Below are 17,579 nucleotides of genomic sequence, written 5' to 3'. Positions count from 1 at the left end.
CCGATCCCGGGGCCGATCAGCCACGCTTCGAGCCCCATGACCGCGATCTCCAGCAGGATGAACCAGCCGATCACCAGCAACGGGCCCGTCCAACCCTGCATGGTGAGCACGCTCACCAGGAACGGCAGGCTGGCGATGAGTATGGCGCCGACGAACGGCACGTAGCGAAAAGCGATGGCGAGCAAGCCCCATAGCGGCGCGAACGGGATGCCGATGACGTACAGGCCCAACCCGTAGGCGATGCCGAAGGACGAGTTCACGGTGAATTGAGTGAGCAACATGCGCGTGATGCGCTCGGTCGCCTCGTCGATGGCGCGCGTCGTGATCGGCAGGCGGCTGCGACCGGCGATGCCGAAGATGCGTTCGCGCAGGTCTTCGCGCCGCATGAGAATGAAGGCGAGCAGTGCGAACGCGAGCACCGTGCCGCCGGCGGCCGGCGCAGCCGAGGCTGCGTAGTCCGGCAGACGATCGAGCGTCAGTGGATTGTCCGGCTCGACCACCGTGACCTTCACGGCATCCGCACTGTCGGCGCCGGCCGCGGCCGCTGGCGGTCCGCTGATTTCCTTGTCGACCTTGCGCGCCACGTCGCGCAGCTTGCTGAAGAGCGTACCTTCCCCTCCGCGCAGGATGGCGAGCTTGGCGCGCAGGTTGTCTTCGTATCGCGGAAACGTATCCAGCAGGTCATTGCTCTGCTTCACGACCACCCAGGTGAGGCCGCCCAGCAACACGATGACCGCGAGGACGGCGGCGGTCACCGCGGCGACGCGTGGAATGCGATGCTTCTCGAACCAGCGCACGGCCGGCGTGAGCAGGAAAGCGAGCAGCACCGCGATGCCGATGGGGATCAGCACCGGCGCCGCCCAATGCAGGATGGCAATGGTGAGCGCAAGCGTTCCCAGCCCGAAGAAGGCGCCCGCCCAACGCGTCTTGCTGCTGCCGGAATGAATCATGGTCGCCCTGCTTCGTCTGGGGGCGTTCGAATCCGCGCCTTGCGCACAAACTGCAAGCGCCGAAACGGGCCGGGACCATGACGGCCCCGGCCCGCCTCGGCGCTACTGCTCGATAGCAACCGTTAGCGGCCGAACTCTGCGCGCGCCCGCTGCTGGCATTGGTCCTTCGCGGCGCCGGCGAGCGAATCGCAACGTTCGCGCGCCGCTTCATACTGTGAATCGCGGCTGTCCGCCGTGCCTTCGCGGCGGGCGTCGGCGACGCGCTCGCGCCCGCGGTCCGCGTTCTCGTTCGAGGCACGGGCCACCTTGGCATCGGCCTTCGCCTTGCTTTGCGCCGCCTTGGCGTCCTTCACGCAGACATCCTTGGCGTTGCCCGCCTTGTCGTCGCAGCGCTCCTTGGCTACCTCGTAGTCGGCCTCGGCGCGCGCGACACGCGCTTCATAGCGCGCCTCGGCGGTTGCCTTGTTACGAGCCTTCAACTCGGCCTTGGCGACCTTCTCCTGGCCCTTGGCCTCCGCCATGCAGATGTCCTTGGCGTTGCCCGAGCGGCCATCGCACGCGCGCTTGGCCGCGTCGTACTGCTGCTCGATCCGCTTTTCTTCCGCATTCACCTGGTCGCGCGTCATCGTGTCGGCGGCGGCAGCCGGAGCGCAGAACGCCAGACCGACCGCGGCGGCAACGAACGCTTTCAATGGCATCGTATTCATCCTGATTCCTTCCTCGTTTCGATCGCAACAATAATTGGATTGAGCGCTGGCAGCCCCAATCAGAAATCGCGCTGGCGGCCTTCCCACTCGGAGAGCTGCCGCTCGGCCTCGTCCTTCGCGATTCCGTAGCGCTCCTGAATCTTTCCCGCAAGCTGGTCGCGCCGCCCGGCGATCACATCCAGCTCATCGTCGGTGAGCTTGCCCCATTGCGCCTTGACCGCGCCCTTCATCTGCTTCCAGTTGCCTTCCACACGATCCCAGTTCATGGTTGTCTCCATCCGTGGTTGATTTCATGAGCCCTAAGGACTACAGGCGGGCCACAAGCACTCAGATGCACGTGCTGGGCCCGTGATCAGCGGGCGGCGGCATTTGCGGCGCAATGATCCTTAACTGTTTGGGACCGGCGGTGTGCAGGCGGTTTGGATGAATCACAAGCCGCCGGGGCAATTGACACCCGGAGTTGGAATCCTCATTAGCCGAACGCAGCGCGCGAACGGGTAAACTTCCGGTCGTCATAACCCGATGCATGAAGCGCCACATCGGTGCACGGAGCCTTCGGTTAGAATCGCCGCATGACGGCGAAGAACTGGCGCACGCCCGCGATCGTGCTGCTCGCGGGCGGGGTCGCAATGACCCTCGCGCTCGGCGCGCGGCACTCGTTCGGCTTGTACCTGCAGCCGATGACGAGCGATCTCGGCTGGACCCGGCAGACCTTCGCCTTCGCGCTCGCCGCGCAGAATCTCGTCTACGGCATCGCGCAACCGTTCTCCGGCATGCTGGCGGATCGTTTCGGCGCCGGGCGCGTCATGCTGGGCGGGGCGCTGCTCTACGTGGTGGGGCTGGTGCTGATGTCGGGCGCGACCACGGGCGTCGAGCTCACCTTCTCCGCCGGCTTGCTGATCGGCACGGCGGTCTCGTGCATCAGTTTCCCGATCGTGTTCGGTGTGGTGGCCCGCATCTTCCCGCCGGAGAAGCGCAGCGTCGCGATGGGCATCGCGGGTGCGGCAGGCTCCTTCGGCCAGTTCGTGATGCTGCCCTACGGCCAGGTGCTCATCAACCTGCTCGGCTGGCAACAGTCGTTGCTGGTGCTTGCGGCGACGGTGGCGCTGGTGGCGCCGCTATCGATGCTGCTCGCCGAAGAGCCGCGTGCGAGCGAGCGCAGCGCGCAGCAATCCATACCCGAAGCCTTGAAGGAAGCCTTCGGCCACCGCGGCTTCCTGCTGCTGTGCGCGGGCTACTGGGTGTGCGGATTCCAGCTGATGTTCATCTCGGTTCATTTCCCGGCCTTTCTCATCGATCGCGGCATGGCGCCCGAGACCGGGATGACCGCACTCGCCCTGATCGGGCTGTTCAACATCTTCGGCAGCTATTCGTGGGGTTGGCTGGGCGCACGCTTCAGCAAAAAGCGTCTGCTGAGCCTGCTTTATTTTCTGCGGGCGATCAACATCGCGGTCTTCATCGTCCTGCCGATTACCCCCTCGAGCGTCTATCTCTTCGGCGCGGTCATCGGTTTTCTCTGGCTCGGCACGGTGCCGCTCACCAGCGGGCTCATCGCTCACATCTTCGGCGTGCGTTACCTGTCCACGCTCGGCGGCTTCGCATTTCTCTCACACCAGATCGGCAGCTTCGTCGGTGTCGCGCTCGGCGGCTACCTGTTCGACCAGACAGGCTCCTACAGCGTCATGTGGACGATCGCCATTGGTGCGGGGGTATTCGCGGCAATCGTGAACTGGCCGATCGACGATCGGGAGATCGTGCGCCCGACGGGCAGGACCGCCACCGCCTGAGCGGTGGCCCTGTCAGCGCCGCACTCTGCCACCGCCTGAGCGCCGGTTCTGTCGGCGCCGGCCCTCTCAGCGCATCTCGTTGCCGGCCCCTTTTAGCGGCGTGCGATCAAGGCCGACATGCGCAACCCACGGAACACCGCGGAGCGCCGCCATAGGAGCGCGAACACCATCACGGCCAGGACCGCGGTGACGACGACGAACGGCCGCGCCCCGATCGCTTGCGCCCCGATACCCGCGATGAGCGAGCCGACCGAGATGAACGCGGGCAGCATCGGCAACACACTCGTCACCTGACCCCGCATCGCGTCCGGGGCGCACATCTGCAAGCTGGTGGTGGTGCTCGCTGCCAGCACCATCTCCGCCATTCCCGCGATCACCAGGAACACGATCGCGACCGCGACCGTGGCGCACGACGCGAACGCGATCAAGGCGAGGGCGAACGCAACCAGCGCGTACATCTGCATGCGCGCGACATGCTCATAGCGCGCGAGAGTCGCGGCGAGCGCTCCGCCGACGACGCCGCCGGCGCCGACCGCCGAGAGCATGAGCCCGAGTCCTTCCGGCCCGACCGCGAACACGTCGGCCGCGAATACCGGCATCAAGGCGCTGAACGACGGAATCAGCAGCAGCGGCGGCACCACGCCGAGGATCGCCATCGCGCGTGCGGCCGGATGGGCAGCGACGAAGCGCAAGCCCGCAAACATCGTTCGCCACGCCGCCGCAGGACGCGCCCCCGCAGGTGTGCGAGCGAGACGGATCATGAGCACACTGGCCGTCACGCCGGCGTAGGTGACGCCCTGAATCGCGAAATTCCATGCCGGCCCCAGCGCAGCGATCAGGATCCCGGCCAACGCCGGCCCGAGCGTCCGGGTCACGCTGAACGCGATGGTATTCAAGGCAACCGCATTGGCCGCTTCCTCGCGCGGCACGATGTCGAACACCATGGTGTTGCGCAGCGTGCGCTCGAACACCGTGCCCGAGCTGCCGACCAGCGAAAACAGGAAAAGATGCCAGACCTGCACCACATCGAAAGCGAGCAATCCGGCCAGCAGGAAGGAAACCAGGCAAGGCGCAACCTGGCTCAATGCCAGCGCGTAGCGCCGGTCGAAGCGGTCGGCGACCAGTCCGGAAAGCGGCGCCAAGGCGAGCATGGGCACCGCGCGCACGCCAAGCACTGCACCCAGCAATGCCGCCGAGCCCGTGATGTCGTACACCACCCAGCCGAGTGTGGCCTGCTGAATCCATTGCGCTGCGGTCGAAAAGAAGGTGCCGCACCACAACCAGCGGAAATCGCGGTGTCGCAATGCGGCGACGGTGGAAGCGAGGGATGGCAACGGGAGCGAAAGAAGCGCGCCGTTAGCCGGGCGCTTGAAGCTTCACGCCGGGCCGGGTACGGTCCGTGCGGCATGGCGCTCGAACGATAGCGCCGTGCCATTTGCGGGGAGCATGCCTTCCTGCCGAACGGACCGCGGCCTCGGCTAGGGCTCGGTGGCGGTTTGCACCGGGACGAGTATCCGGCACGAGAGGGAAGACAATGAAAATCTGGTTAATGACGATCGTCATGGCGGTAGCCGCCATGGCCTCGGGATGCAACACCATCGAGGGCGCGGGCCGCGATCTGGAGCGCGGCGGTGAGAAGGTGCAAGACACTGCTAAGGACGTGAAGCAAAGTATGTAGATATCGGTGCAACCGGCACGCTCGCCGGCGCAGCGTGCCGGCCGGTCTCGCGAGACTGCGAGCGACGTCGACCGCAACATCGGATCCGGTCACGCACCCGCTATGCCGTGTGCGTCGCCGGGCGCAGGCGCAACCGGGACGCTTTCGCGCGGGCGCGACGAGCGCCAGCAAGGCGGTGATTGCACGGGAAGAAGGGCGCGGATGAGCGTTCCACTGCCGGGCGCGGAAAGCACGTGCAGACTGCCGCCGCGGGCTTCGGTGCGCTGGCGCATTCCGAACAGTCCTTGCGCGCCGGAGCGCATCTCGCCGGCACGAAAGCCCCGGCCGTTGTCTTCGACTTCCAGCCTGCAGTGCAGCGGCTCGCATCCGAGCCGCACCCGCACGCGCGTCGCCTGCGCGTACTTGGTCGCATTGGTGAGCGATTCCTGCAGCACGCGAAACAGCGCGATCTCGACCTCCTCCGGCAACTGCGGATCGATCTCCGGCAGTTCCAACTCCACATCCCAGCCGGCGCGCTCCGCCACCTGTTCGGTCAGCTCGCGCGCCGCGGTGGCCAGGCCGAATGTCGACAGCGTGCTCGGCCGCAGGCCTTCGACGATGCGACGCTTCGCAACCATGCCCTGATCGAGATGTTGGATCACGCGCGCCAACTTCTGATGCAAGGCTGCATGTTCTTCTCCGAGCCGTCCTCGAATCCAGGCGATATCCATCTTGCTCGCCGTGAGCAGCGCCCCGAGCTCGTCGTGGAGCTCGCGCGCGAGCGCGGAGCGTTCCGCTTCCGCAGCCTCCTGCAGGCGCGAAGCGAGCGAGTCGAGTTGGCGCGTGCGTTCGCGCACGTGGCGGTTCAGCAGATCCTGTCGTTCATTGGAGACACGCCAGTCGCGCTTCAAGCCGAAAAACAGGGCAACGACCAGCACCACGTTGAGGGCCGCGACCAGTGCGATTCCGAGCCGGGACAAGGCAAGGCTCGCGTGCCAACCCTCAGCGATGGTGCGCGCCGAGTTGTCCTCGCGCCGCGAAAGATCCTCCAGCAGGAAGCGGATCTCATCCATGGTACGCTGGCCGACACCGCTCTGGACGATTTCGAGCGCCCGATCGATACGCGCATGCTCGGTGAGATCGAGGGTGAGGTCGATCTCGCCCAGCTTGGCACCGATAGCCGCGATCAGGGTGGCGTAAACTTTCTCGGCGTCCGCATCCGGATGCAGCGCGTAGTGCGGACGCAGCTCGTCCAGCAGCTTGCGGATTTGCGGCACGGCATCCTCGTACGGTTCGAGGTATTCGCGCTTGGCGGTGAGCAGAAAACTGCGCTGGCCGGTTTCGGCGTCCGCGAGCCGCGCCGACAGGGTATTGAGGCGCACGCTCGTGGCTATGGATTGCATGGCGGACTGGTAGCGATGGGTGATGCTGCGATGCCCGAGCTCGGAGACCACCAGGATCCCCGCCGCTACCACCAGGCAGCCGCCCAGCGCGAGCTCCCTGCGCCAGCGTGTCAGCCAAGCGTCCAATCCCAGAATCACCTGCTCCCTCTGTCGTTTTGCCGGGTGTACCGGAGTATTGTCGGAGCGTGCCGCCTGTCCCGTTTTCGTTCACGGCAAGCCTGTTCGATAATAGCTCGTATGGCTCGACGCGGTTTCAGGTGCGCGCGCGCAACGGCATGAACGCAACCCTCCCCATTCGCATTCTGATCGCGGACGACCACGCGATTGTACGCGCTGGCTTGGCGCAGTTCATCTCCGATCAGCCCGACATGCGCGTGGATGCGGAAGCATCCAGTGGCGAAGAGGCGATCCGCCTGGTGCGCGATCACGATTTCGACGTGGTGCTGCTCGACATCGCCATGCCGGACAAGAACGGTATCGATTGCCTGCGCATCATCCGGCAATCCAAGCCGCGCCTGCCCGTCCTGATTCTCAGCGGCTATCCCGAGTCGCATTATGCGATCAATCTGCTGCGTGCTGGAGCCCACGGTTACGTGCCGAAGGAGGCGGCCGCGGCCACGCTGGTGCACGCGATCCGCGTCGTGGCGCGAGGCAGAAAATATTTGAGCGAGACCGCCACCGAGCTGGTGTCGACCGAACTGCGCCGCTCCAGCGACAGGAAGCTGCACGAAACGTTGTCCGAGCGCGAATTCCAGGTCTTTCGCAAGCTTGCCGAGGGTCATACGCCGACCCATATCGCATCGGCGCTGTGTCTGAGCGTGAAGACCGTCAGCACTTATCGCGCGCGCATCCTGGAGAAGATGGGACTCAAGTCCAACGCCGACATCACCTATTACGCGATCAGCAACGGCCTGCTGGAGTAGCGCGATTGGAAGGTGTCAGGGTACGAGGGGTGCTCGCGTGAACTGTGCCCGGATGCGTTCCATGCGCTTGCGGTTGACGCCGAAATCGCTGTAACCCAGGCGCGCGGCCGAGCGCACGTGGACGACGCGAGCCGCAGCGTCGACATGGAATTCCAGATCGTCGACGAATCCGAACACGCGGCTCGACACTTCGGCGCGCAAATAACCCGCCGATTCGGCGACGATGCGCACGCGCTCGAGCCCGCTCAGGATCGACTTCAGCCGCGCCAGCGCGGCATCGGGCGCATCCGCGAATGCGAGCGGGGCGACGTAGTGCTTGCCCTGCGTCTGGCTGCTCACGCAATTGGGCGTTTCGGGACAGGGCTTGAGCCGGCCGTCGCGTACACCGAGATCGGCCGGAGGTGTGGCGGAAAACGTCATCGCGCTCGAGACCGGGCAGGCGCACGCGGCGACAATCGCAGCCGCCGCTCGCACGCAACCCGGCCGCACCCTCATGCTAGAACGGAATGTCGTCGTCCATGTCGGCAATCCCGGCGGGATTCTTGGCGGGCGCCTTGGCTGCCGCACCCGCGGCGGGCTTCGCAGCCGGGCGTGCGGCCGGCGCATCGTCGCCGGCATCGTAGGAGGGCGCGCCTGCGCCTGCGCGCGAACCGAGCATCTTCATCTCGGAGGCGATGATCTCGGTGGTGTACCTCTCCTTGCCTTCCTTGTCGGTCCACTTGCGCGTCTCCAGGCGCCCTTCGACAAATACCTGCGAGCCCTTCTTCAGATACTCGCCCGCGATTTCGGCCAGGCGCCGGTAGAACGTGACGCGGTGCCACTCGGTCTTCTCCTGCCGCTCACCGCTGGTTCGATCCTTCCAGGTGTCGGTGGTCGCGAGCGTCACGTTGGTTACCGCTTCGCCATTGGGCATGTAACGCGTCTCGGGGTCGCGCCCCAGGTTGCCGATCAGAATGACCTTGTTGACCGATGCCATCAGCTCTCTCCCGCAATGAGTTTCAACACATCCTCTTCGTCGAAGGCCCGCGCGTCGACCTTCACGTAAGCCATGCGCGTGCCCGCCTGCAACGTGACCTCGCGCACGCCCGGGAGCGCATGCAGCCGCTCGCGCAAACCGGCCGCACGCTGCCCGTCCAGCGGCGGAAGCGGGTAGGTTCGTATGCTGCTTGCATCATAGCTTCGCATTCCCCAGGCCGCGAGCAGCCATACCGCCATCAGCCCCAGGTTCATCGCCAGCAGCGCGGTGCGGCCCCAGTGTTGGGCGAGATAGCCGGCGAACGCGCTTCCGCACGCGGCGCCCAGGAACTGCACGGTGCTGTAGACCGCGATCGCCGTTCCGCGCCCGCCGGCCGGTGCCGCCCGCGAGACTTGGGCTGGCAGCGCCGCCTCCAGCAGCATGAACCCCGCAAAGAATACCAGCAGGGCAATGCCGATGCCGATAAGACTTTGGGCGCGAAAAAGGAGTAGGACCTGGCTCGCCGCAACGACCGCAATGGAGAGAAGAAACACCGGCCTGGAGCGGCCCTTGCGATCGCCGAAGTGCAGCGCCGGGACCACGTACAGAGCCGATCCGAGCAGCACCAGCGCGTACACCTTCCAGTGTTCGTGGCCGTCGAGCCCGGCCTCGACCAGATCGAACGGAACCGTGATGAACAGCGACATCAGCACCGCGTGCAGAGCGAAAATGCCGACGTTGAGGCGGTTCAACTCCCGGTCGCGCAAGACCTCCGCGACCCGGACCGGTGCGCGCGTCGCGTTCGGATTCGGTGCGGGCGGATCGGGCAGGCGCACGACCACGACCATCGCAGCCAGCGCCAGGATCGCGGTGAGATAGAAGATGCCATCGACGCCGACGACGCGCCCCAGCCAAGGTCCTAGGACCAGAGACGCCGCAAAGCTCGCGCCGATCATGGAGCCGATGATCGCCATGACCTTGGTGCGATGCTCTTCGCGTGTGAGGTCCGCCGCCATCGCCATCGCCACCGCTGAGACCGCACCCGAGCCCTGCAGGATGCGGCCCAGGATCACGCCGTGAATCGAGGTCGAATAGCCCGCGAGCACGCTGCCCGCGGCGAAGATCGTCAAGCCGATGTAGAGCAGCGGCTTGCGGCCGAACTGGTCCGACCAGCGTCCGAACGGGATCTGCAAGATCGCCTGCGACAGGCCGTAGGCCCCCAATGCAATGCCGACCAGCGTGAGATCGTTGCCGCCTTCGAGGCGGGCGGCGTATAGCGCGAACACCGGCAGGATCACGAACAGGCCGAGCATGCGCAGGCCGAAGATGCCCGCGAGGCCGATCGCGGCGCGAAGCTCGCGCGCGCTCATGCGCTCGGATGCGGACATCGGCCAAATGGGATTGGGAAACGAAGTCGAGTATATTAGCAGGTTTGACTTTGCCCGCTCCCAGTCGATGAAGCAGGATTCTTCCGCCGCGCTCGCCGCCGCATCCGACCGAACGGGCGCGGGCCAAGGCGTCATCCGCATCCGCGGCGCGCGCACGCATAACCTCAAGAACATCGATCTCGACCTCCCTCGCAACCGCCTGGTGGTGGTCACCGGCTTGTCGGGCTCGGGCAAGTCTTCGCTCGCCTTCGATACGCTCTATGCCGAAGGCCAGCGTCGTTACGTCGAATCGCTGTCGGCGTATGCGCGCCAGTTCCTGCAGCTGATGGACAAGCCGGACGTCGATCTCATCGAGGGGCTTTCGCCCGCGATCGCGATCGAGCAGAAGGCGACCAGTCACAATCCCCGCTCCACCGTGGGCACGGTGACCGAAATCCACGACTATCTGCGGCTGCTGTTCGCGCGCATCGGCGATCCGCACTGCCCCGAGCACGGCGTGACGCTGAGCGCGCAAAGCGTCTCGCAGATGGTCGATCACGTGCTCGCAGCGCCCGAAGATACGCGCTTGATGATCCTCGCGCCGCTCATCGTCGGGCGCAAGGGCGAGCAGGCGGATCTGTTCGAGGAGCTGCGCGCGCAAGGCTTCGTGCGCGTGCGCATCGACAGCGTGGTGCACGAGATCGACGCGCTGCCCACGCTCGCACGCAACCAGAAGCACACCATCGAGGCTGTCATCGACCGGCTGCGCGTGCGTCCCGACGCGAAGCAGCGCCTGGCCGAATCGTTCGAAACCGCGCTGCGCCATTCGGACGGCCGCGCCATCGCGGTCGAGACCGATAGCGGGCGCTCGCACATGTTTTCGTCGCGCTTCGCCTGCCCGATCTGCAGCTACAGTCTGCCCGAGCTCGAGCCGCGGCTGTTCTCGTTCAACAACCCGCTCGGCGCCTGCCCGCGCTGCGACGGCCTGGGCGCCATCACGCTGTTCGATCCGAAGCGCATCGTCGCCTTTGCGCACTTGTCGCTTGCCGCCGGCGCGATCAAGGGCTGGGACCGGCGCAACCAGTTCTATTTCCAGATGCTCACGGGGCTGGCGGCACACTACGGCTTCGATGTCGATACGCCGTTCGAGCAGCTGCCCGAAGCGGTGCGCGACGTGGTGCTCTACGGCTCCGGAAGCGAGCGCATCCGCTTCAACTATCTCGGCGAGCGCGGCAATCGGTATGTGCGCGAGCATGCGTTCGAAGGCATCGTGCCCAATCTCGAGCGGCGCTATCGCGAGACCGATTCGGCACTCGTGCGCGAGGAGCTGGCGAAGTATCTCAACACGCAGGTGTGCCCGGAATGCAACGGCACGCGCCTTCGCATCGAAGCGCGGCACGTGTTCGTTGCGGGCCACGCGATCTACCAGGTCTCCGCGCTCACCTTGCGCCAGGCCGCAACCCTGTTCCAGTCGCTGAAGTTGAACGGCAACCGCCAGGCGATCGCGGACAAGATCGTGCGCGAGATCCTGAATCGGCTGCGCTTCCTCAACGACGTCGGCCTGGACTACCTGTCGCTGGACCGATCGGCCGATACGCTCTCCGGCGGCGAGGCGCAGCGCATCCGTCTCGCCTCGCAGATCGGCTCGGGCCTGACCGGCGTCATGTACGTGCTCGACGAGCCCTCGATCGGTCTGCACCAGCGCGACAACGACCGGCTGCTCGCCACGCTGCGCAACCTGCGCGACCTCGGCAACTCGGTCGTGGTGGTGGAGCACGATCGCGACGCGATCCTGGCCGCGGATCACGTAATCGACCTCGGACCGGGAGCGGGAGAGCACGGCGGGCGAGTGCTCGCGCACGGCACGCCTGCGCAAATCGCGGCCACCCCCGAGTCGATCACCGGCCAGTATCTGAACGGCAAGCGCTCGATCGCCACCCCGGCGCTGCGGCTGCGGCCCGACAGGACGCGCATGCTCGTCGTTTCGGGCGCGCGCGGCAACAACCTGAAGGCGGTGGATCTCGAGCTTCCGGTGGGCTTGTTCGTGTGCGTGAGCGGCGTGTCCGGCTCGGGCAAGTCGACGTTGATCAACGATACGCTGTACCGGGTGTGCGCGCGCCATCTCTACGGCGCCGCCGACGAACCGGCAGCGCATGCGTCGGTCTCCGGGCTGGAGTTCTTCGACAAGGTCGCAGCCGTCGACCAGGGCCCGATCGGGCGCACGCCGCGCTCGAACCCGGCGACGTATACGGGCCTGTTCACGCCGATCCGCGAGCTGTTTGCCGGGGTGCCGGTGGCGCGCGAACGCGGCTACGGACCCGGACGGTTCTCCTTCAACGTCAAGGGCGGCCGGTGCGAGGCCTGTCAGGGCGACGGCGTCACACGCGTCGAGATGCACTTCCTGCCCGACATCTACGTGCCGTGCGACGTTTGTCACGGCAAGCGCTACAACCGCGAGACGCTGGAAGTTCAGTTCAAGGGCCGCACCGTGGACGAGGTGCTGGCGATGACGTGCGAACAGGCGCGGGAGTTCTTCGCAGCCATCCCGGCCGTCGCACGCAAGCTCGATACGCTGCTCGAGGTCGGCTTGGGCTACGTCAAGCTCGGCCAGAGCGCGACCACGCTCTCCGGTGGCGAAGCGCAACGCGTCAAGCTCGCGCTCGAGCTTTCCAAGCGCGACACGGGGCGCACGCTCTACATCCTGGACGAGCCCACCACCGGGCTGCACTTCCACGACATCGATCTGCTGCTCAAGGTGCTGCACCGGCTGCGCGATCGCGGCAATACCGTGGTCGTGATCGAGCATAATCTCGATGTCATCAAGACCGCCGACTGGGTCGTGGACCTCGGGCCCGAGGGCGGCGAGGCCGGCGGGCGGATCGTCGCCGCAGGACGCCCGGAGGATATCGCCCGCAATCCCGCAAGCCACACCGGGGAGTATCTTCGGAATTTGCTTTGACGCTCGCCGCCGGGCGCGGTCGGCCGGTTCGAGCTGCAGCGTGCCGCGGGAGCGAACAGCGCCGGAAGGATGCGACGATGTACCTGCCAAAGACGTTCGAGGAGACCGATGCGGCGCGGTTGCAGGAGTTCATCCGCCGCCATCCGCTGGCAACGCTCATAAGCAACGATGCGAACGGCCTCTGCGCCGATCACATCCCGATGCTGGTCGCGACCGGCGCCGATGGCGCAACGCTGCTGCGAGGACACGTGGCGCGCGCCAATCCGCTGTGGCGCAACCTCGGTGCCGGCGCTTCGGTGCTCGCGATCTTTCAGGATGCGGGCGGCTACATCACGCCGTCCTGGTACGCCACCAAGGCGGAGACCGGCAAAGTGGTTCCGACCTGGAACTACGTCGCGGTCCACGTCCAGGGCAGCGCACGCGCGGTGGACGATTCCGACTGGCTGCAGGCGTTCCTCACCCGTTTGACCAGCGCGAACGAATCGGCTCGTGCGCAACCCTGGAAGCTCACCGATGCACCGGCCGAGTTCATCGCCGCGCAGCTGAAGGCGATCGTGGGCATCGAGGTGCAGGTCGCGCACATGGTGGGGAAGTGGAAGGCGAGCCAGAACCGCGTTGCGCGCGACATCGATGGCGTGATCTCCGGGCTGCGCGGGCGCGGCGATGCCGATTCGCTGCGCATGGCTGCGGATGTCGAGCAGCGGCGCCCGCGCTGACGGCAAGCTCCGGCGCCGCCACTGGCGACCCTTCTCTTCTTCGAAGTGCGACTGAAGGCCTTTCGGGCACGATGCCGATACGGGTTACACCGATAACCGCTTCGCGTCCGCGCAGATTCGGCAAACCCCGCGCCTGAGCGTCAGCCAACGTCAGGACCGGATATGCACGGAGTCGCCGACCGCGAGTCCGAGCCTTGCAGCTGCGCTGACGCGATTGCAGGCGATCTCGACCAGTCCCACGCTGTTTACGTACCAGAACGCTTCGCCGGCAGGCGCTGCGGCGAACACCTCCGCATGCCGCACGTTGGCGCCATGGATCGTGAGCGTGAGCGGTGTGTTCCGGGCCACGTCGTCTCCGCGCAGCCCCGTGATCGCATTGCCATAGTGGTCGATGTAGACGATCTCGGCGAGGTCCGCTTCGTCCAGCTGGACATCGAAGGCGGCGAGCGGGCGCAGCGCGTCGCTGGGAAAGATACCGAGCGCGAGCCGCGCGGCGATGGGCGCGAACAGATCGCGGCCGTGGAACGAACGCGAGAGCGCTTCCGGGCGCCAGACGATCTCCCACACGGCCTTGTCGCGGCTGCGGGCGGCAACGACGGACAAGAGCCCGTTGTCGGGACCAACGAAGTAAGAATCCCGGGCGCGCAGCACGACAGGCTTGCGGCTCGTGCCGACTCCCGGATCGACGACCGCCAGGATGACGCTGCCCGGTGGGCAGCATTGCGAGAGCGCGGCCAGCAGGTGTGCCCCGGGTTCGACGCGAAACGCCGGCGCTTCGTGCAGCAGGTCGACGACGGCCACAGCCGGCGCGTGCCGCGCCAGCTCGGCCTTGACTTGACCGACGTAGATGTCGGCGGCGCCGAAATCGGTGACGAGGTAGATCACGCTGCCAGTGTAGCGCGATCAGGGGAGGTGGCTGGTCGAGCGCTCTACAAGCGCTATCGGAGCATTGTGCCTCCGACTAACTTCGCCGTTCCTCGCGAAGTAAGTCTACGCCGTAACGCGCCTCACGCTGCTTTTGCTTCCCCGCCCTCTGCCCTTTCGGGCTGGTCGAGGAGCTCCACCAGCGCCATAGGCGCGTTATCACCCTTGCGGAAACCGAACTTCAATATCCGCAGGTAGCCGCCATTGCGGGTTGCATAGCGCGGACCGAGCTCGTCGAACAGCTTCACCACCATGTCGCGGTCGCGCAGCCGGTCGAAGGCGAGCCGCCGATTCGCCAGGCTGGGCGCCTTGCCGAGCGTGATGATCGGCTCGACCACCCGCCGCAGCTCCTTCGCCTTCGGCAAAGTCGTCTTGATCGTCTCGTGGCGCAGCAACGAATTGGTCATGTTGCGTAGCATGGCGAGGCGGTGGCTGGAGGTGCGGTTGAGCTTCCTCAGCCCGTGTCCGTGACGCATGGTTTGCTCCTTATCGCCGCCTTAACGTCGCTCTAGGCCCGACGGCGGCCAGTTCTCGAGCTTCATCCCCAGCGTGAGGCCGCGCGAGGCGAGGACTTCCTTGATCTCGTTGAGCGACTTGCGGCCGAGGTTCGGCGTCTTCAGCAGCTCCGTCTCGGTGCGCTGGATGAGATCGCCGATGTAGTAGATGTTCTCGGCCTTGAGGCAGTTGGCGGAGCGCACGGTGAGCTCCAGGTCGTCCACCGGACGCAGCAGGATGGGATCGATCTGCTGCGGCTTCTGCGGCTCTTCCGAAAGCTGCGTGCCCTTGAGATCCGCGAACACCGACAGCTGCTCGACCAGGATGCGCGCGGCGTAGCGCACCGCTTCCTCGGGCTCGACCACGCCGTTGGTCTCGATATCCATGATGAGCTTGTCGAGGTCGGTGCGCTGTTCCACGCGCGCCGAATCGACGGCATAGCTCACGCGCCGCACCGGGCTGAACGAGGCATCGAGCATGATCGAGCCGATCGGACGCCCTTCCTCTTCGTTCAGGCTCGAGCGCACGGCCGCCGGCTGATAACCACGTCCCTGCTCGATCTTGATCTGCATGTCGAGCTTGCCGCCGGGGGTGAGATGCGCGATCACGTGCTCGGGATTGACGACTTCGACATCGTGCGACACTTCGATATCGCCCGCCGTCACCACGCCTTCGCCCTGCTTCTTGATATTGAGCCACACTTCCTTCTGCGTGTGCAGCTTCAGCACGATGCCCTTCAGGTTGAGCAGGAGGTCGACCACGTCTTCCTGGATGCCGTCGATGGTCGAATACTCGTGCAGCACCCCGCCGATCTTGACTTCGGTGGGGGCGGTGCCCGGCATCGACGATAGCAGCACGCGCCGCAGCGCATTGCCGAGCGTATGGCCGTAGCCGCGCTCGAACGGCTCCATCACCACCTTGGCATGCGTGGGGGAGAAGTTCTCGACGTCGATGATACGGGGCTTCAATAGAGCGCTGCTTTGCATCATCGCTGGTTATCCTCGATCACTTGGAGTAAAGCTCGACCACGAGCGATTCGTTAATGGTCGACGACAATTCGGAGCGCGCCGGACGCGCTTTGAAAGTTCCCTTCAAACCCTTCGCATCCACCTCGACCCATTCCGGAAAGCCGCGCCCCTCGGCCGCTTCCACCGCGGCCTTCACGCGCAACTGCGCCTTGGCCGGCTCCGCGATCTCGACCACGTCGCCCGGCTTGCACTGGTACGACGGGATGTTCACCCGGCGTCCATTCACCAGGATGCCGTTATGGCGCACCACCTGGCGCGCCTCGGTGCGCGAGGCGCCGAAGCCCATGCGGTAGGCGACCGTGTCGAGCCGGCTCTCCAGCAGTTGCAGCAGCTTCTCGCCCGTGATGCCCTTCGCCCGATCGGCTTCGGCATAGATGCGGCGGAACTGGCGCTCGAGGATGCCGTAGGTGCGGCGGATCTTCTGCTTCTCACGCAGTTGCACGCCGTAGCCGGACAGCCGGGATTGCTTCTGGCCATGCTGACCAGGCGGATAGTTGCGGCGTTCCACCGCGCACTTGTCGGTGAAGCACTTCTCTCCCTTGAGAAAGAGCTTCTCGCCTTCCCGCCGGCACTGGCGGCACTTCGCATCGAGATTTCTGGCCACGTAATGCTCCTTACACGCGGCGCCGCTTGGGCGGGCGGCAGCCGTTATGCGGGATCGGCGTCACGTCCGAAATGAGCGTGATCTTCATGCCCAGGGCGTTCAAGGCCCGCACTGCCGACTCGCGACCCGGCCCCGGACCCTTGATCCGCACTTCCAGGTTCTTCACGCCGCATTCCTGCGCGGCCTTGCCGGCCGACTCGGCCGCCACCTGCGCGGCGAACGGCGTGCTCTTGCGCGAGCCCTTGAAGCCGCTCGCGCCGGAAGTCGCCCAGGCGAGCGTGTTGCCCTGACGATCGGTGATCGTCACGATGGTGTTGTTGAACGAGGCGTGAACGTGCGCGATGCCTTCGGCAACGTTCTTCTTCGCCTTCTTGCGCACACGAGTGGGGGCCTTGGCCATTGCCGATATCCTTTACGCGGTGCCCGCGGGCTTGTTCAGTTTGATCGCCGCCTTGCGCGGCCCCTTTCGCGTGCGCGCGTTGGTGCGGGTGCGCTGGCCGCGCACCGGGAGCCCACGCTTGTGGCGCTGCCCCCGGTAGGTGCCGAGGTCCATCAGCCGCTTGATGTTCATCGACATCTCGCGGCGCAGATCGCCTTCGGTGGTGAACTTGCCGACTTGTTCCCGCAGCCGGTCCATCTCCGCGTCCGACAGATCCTTCATCTTGGTCGTGACGACGATGCCGGCCGATTCGCAGATCCGGCGTGCGCGCGAGCGCCCGATGCCGTAAATCGCAGTCAGCGCAATGCACGCATGCTGATGGTTGGAAATGTTTACGCCGCCGATACGGGCCATGCGACCCTCCTAGAATCGAAGTTCGAACTCGTCACGACGAGCGTCCGGGCCCGTCGCCACCGCCAGAGCCTGCTCGATCGCGTCGTTGCCACGGAGATCGGGAATCCAGGATGCCCTGGTTCCCCGATCTCCCGCGCGCGCGGGAACGACGACGAAGTGGCCGGTCGAACATGCCTAGCCTTGCCGCTGCTTGTGCCGGGGATCCTTGCAGATGATCCGGATCACTCGCTTGCGCCGGATCACCTTGCAGTGCCGGCAGATCTTCTTCACCGAAGCCTGTACTCTCATCGCTTGCTCCATCGAGGCCGTCG

General features: G+C 65.8%; 20 protein-coding genes. 5 read left to right on the top strand and 15 right to left on the bottom strand.

The window, feature by feature from the left end; translation table 11 throughout:
* The 3 genes from GEV05_13750 to GEV05_13740 all read right to left on the bottom strand — a co-directional run.
* Positions 1-950, bottom strand: a 950-nt coding sequence (locus GEV05_13750; protein ID MPZ44442.1) for an AI-2E family transporter, incomplete at its 3' end; no start/stop codon positions are given.
* Between the two features lie 122 nt (positions 951-1,072).
* Positions 1,073-1,657, bottom strand: coding sequence for a hypothetical protein (locus tag GEV05_13745; protein ID MPZ44441.1), 585 nt, complete (start codon positions 1,655-1,657; stop codon positions 1,073-1,075).
* Between the two features lie 59 nt (positions 1,658-1,716).
* Positions 1,717-1,923, bottom strand: coding sequence for a CsbD family protein (locus tag GEV05_13740; GenBank protein MPZ44440.1), 207 nt, complete (start codon positions 1,921-1,923; stop codon positions 1,717-1,719).
* 306 nt (positions 1,924-2,229) lie between these two features.
* Here GEV05_13740 and GEV05_13735 point away from each other — a divergent pair, with 306 nt between their 5' ends.
* The gene (locus GEV05_13735) at positions 2,230-3,444 is read left to right on the top strand and encodes an MFS transporter (protein ID MPZ44439.1); all 1,215 of its coding nucleotides are present in this window, start codon (positions 2,230-2,232) and stop codon (positions 3,442-3,444) included.
* Positions 3,445-3,536: 92 nt separating this feature from the next.
* Here GEV05_13735 and GEV05_13730 read toward each other — a convergent pair whose 3' ends face one another.
* Positions 3,537-4,778: an MFS transporter gene (locus GEV05_13730; GenBank protein MPZ44438.1), complete on the bottom strand. Its 1,242-nt coding sequence runs from the start codon at positions 4,776-4,778 to the stop codon at positions 3,537-3,539.
* A gap of 200 nt (positions 4,779-4,978) precedes the next feature.
* Here GEV05_13730 and GEV05_13725 point away from each other — a divergent pair, with 200 nt between their 5' ends.
* Entirely contained in the window at positions 4,979-5,122 is a 144-nt protein-coding gene (locus tag GEV05_13725; GenBank protein ID MPZ44437.1) for an entericidin A/B family lipoprotein, read from the top strand.
* 89 nt (positions 5,123-5,211) lie between these two features.
* On the opposite strand, the gene GEV05_13720 is transcribed toward GEV05_13725, so the two are convergent.
* Complete coding sequence (locus tag GEV05_13720) at positions 5,212-6,630, bottom strand: histidine kinase (protein MPZ44436.1); 1,419 nt, start codon at positions 6,628-6,630, stop codon at positions 5,212-5,214.
* Positions 6,631-6,779: 149 nt separating this feature from the next.
* Between GEV05_13720 and GEV05_13715 the strand changes: the two genes are divergently transcribed.
* Entirely contained in the window at positions 6,780-7,427 is a 648-nt protein-coding gene (locus GEV05_13715) for a response regulator (protein ID MPZ44435.1), read from the top strand.
* 15 nt (positions 7,428-7,442) lie between these two features.
* Here GEV05_13715 and GEV05_13710 read toward each other — a convergent pair whose 3' ends face one another.
* From GEV05_13710 to GEV05_13700, 3 genes are all read right to left on the bottom strand, one after another.
* A complete protein-coding gene (locus GEV05_13710) occupies positions 7,443-7,847 on the bottom strand; it encodes a DUF1499 domain-containing protein (GenBank protein ID MPZ44434.1) in 405 nt (134 codons plus the stop codon).
* Positions 7,848-7,923: 76 nt separating this feature from the next.
* Positions 7,924-8,403, bottom strand: a complete 480-nt coding sequence (gene ssb / locus GEV05_13705; protein MPZ44433.1) for a single-stranded DNA-binding protein — start codon at positions 8,401-8,403, stop codon at positions 7,924-7,926.
* Positions 8,403-9,752 (bottom strand): MFS transporter, encoded by a 1,350-nt coding sequence (locus GEV05_13700; GenBank protein MPZ44432.1) that lies wholly within the window; start codon positions 9,750-9,752, stop codon positions 8,403-8,405. The genes ssb and GEV05_13700 overlap by 1 nt, the downstream gene beginning before the upstream one ends.
* Positions 9,753-9,837: 85 nt before the next feature.
* Here GEV05_13700 and uvrA point away from each other — a divergent pair, with 85 nt between their 5' ends.
* On the top strand, positions 9,838-12,708 hold the full coding sequence (uvrA, locus tag GEV05_13695; protein ID MPZ44431.1) for an excinuclease ABC subunit UvrA: 2,871 nt from the start codon (positions 9,838-9,840) through the stop codon (positions 12,706-12,708).
* Positions 12,709-12,785: 77 nt separating this feature from the next.
* Positions 12,786-13,424 carry an FMN-binding negative transcriptional regulator gene (locus GEV05_13690; protein ID MPZ44430.1) on the top strand — a complete coding sequence of 213 codons (639 nt, stop codon included), beginning with the start codon at positions 12,786-12,788 and terminating at the stop codon, positions 13,422-13,424.
* Positions 13,425-13,574: 150 nt separating this feature from the next.
* Here GEV05_13690 and GEV05_13685 read toward each other — a convergent pair whose 3' ends face one another.
* The 7 genes from GEV05_13685 to rpmJ form a co-directional block, all read right to left on the bottom strand.
* Positions 13,575-14,309, bottom strand: a complete 735-nt coding sequence (locus GEV05_13685) for a hypothetical protein (GenBank protein MPZ44429.1) — start codon at positions 14,307-14,309, stop codon at positions 13,575-13,577.
* A gap of 122 nt (positions 14,310-14,431) precedes the next feature.
* On the bottom strand, positions 14,432-14,824 hold the full coding sequence (rplQ, locus tag GEV05_13680; protein MPZ44428.1) for a 50S ribosomal protein L17: 393 nt from the start codon (positions 14,822-14,824) through the stop codon (positions 14,432-14,434).
* Positions 14,825-14,845: 21 nt separating this feature from the next.
* Positions 14,846-15,829 (bottom strand): DNA-directed RNA polymerase subunit alpha, encoded by a 984-nt coding sequence (rpoA, locus tag GEV05_13675; protein MPZ44427.1) that lies wholly within the window; start codon positions 15,827-15,829, stop codon positions 14,846-14,848.
* A 19-nt stretch (positions 15,830-15,848) separates the two neighbouring features.
* Positions 15,849-16,475, bottom strand: coding sequence for a 30S ribosomal protein S4 (gene rpsD / locus GEV05_13670; protein MPZ44426.1), 627 nt, complete (start codon positions 16,473-16,475; stop codon positions 15,849-15,851).
* A 10-nt stretch (positions 16,476-16,485) separates the two neighbouring features.
* On the bottom strand, positions 16,486-16,875 hold the full coding sequence (gene rpsK / locus GEV05_13665; GenBank protein ID MPZ44425.1) for a 30S ribosomal protein S11: 390 nt from the start codon (positions 16,873-16,875) through the stop codon (positions 16,486-16,488).
* A gap of 12 nt (positions 16,876-16,887) precedes the next feature.
* Positions 16,888-17,268 carry a 30S ribosomal protein S13 gene (gene rpsM / locus GEV05_13660; protein MPZ44424.1) on the bottom strand — a complete coding sequence of 127 codons (381 nt, stop codon included), beginning with the start codon at positions 17,266-17,268 and terminating at the stop codon, positions 16,888-16,890.
* 174 nt (positions 17,269-17,442) lie between these two features.
* Positions 17,443-17,556, bottom strand: a complete 114-nt coding sequence (gene rpmJ, locus GEV05_13655; GenBank protein ID MPZ44423.1) for a 50S ribosomal protein L36 — start codon at positions 17,554-17,556, stop codon at positions 17,443-17,445.
* Positions 17,557-17,579 lie beyond the last annotated feature (23 nt).

It is taken from the genome of Betaproteobacteria bacterium (genome assembly GCA_009377585.1).
Taxonomy (GTDB): domain Bacteria; phylum Pseudomonadota; class Gammaproteobacteria; order Burkholderiales; family WYBJ01; genus WYBJ01.
The sequence above is the reverse complement of the archived record's forward strand: the minus strand, read 5'-3'. Positions and strand labels throughout refer to the sequence as shown.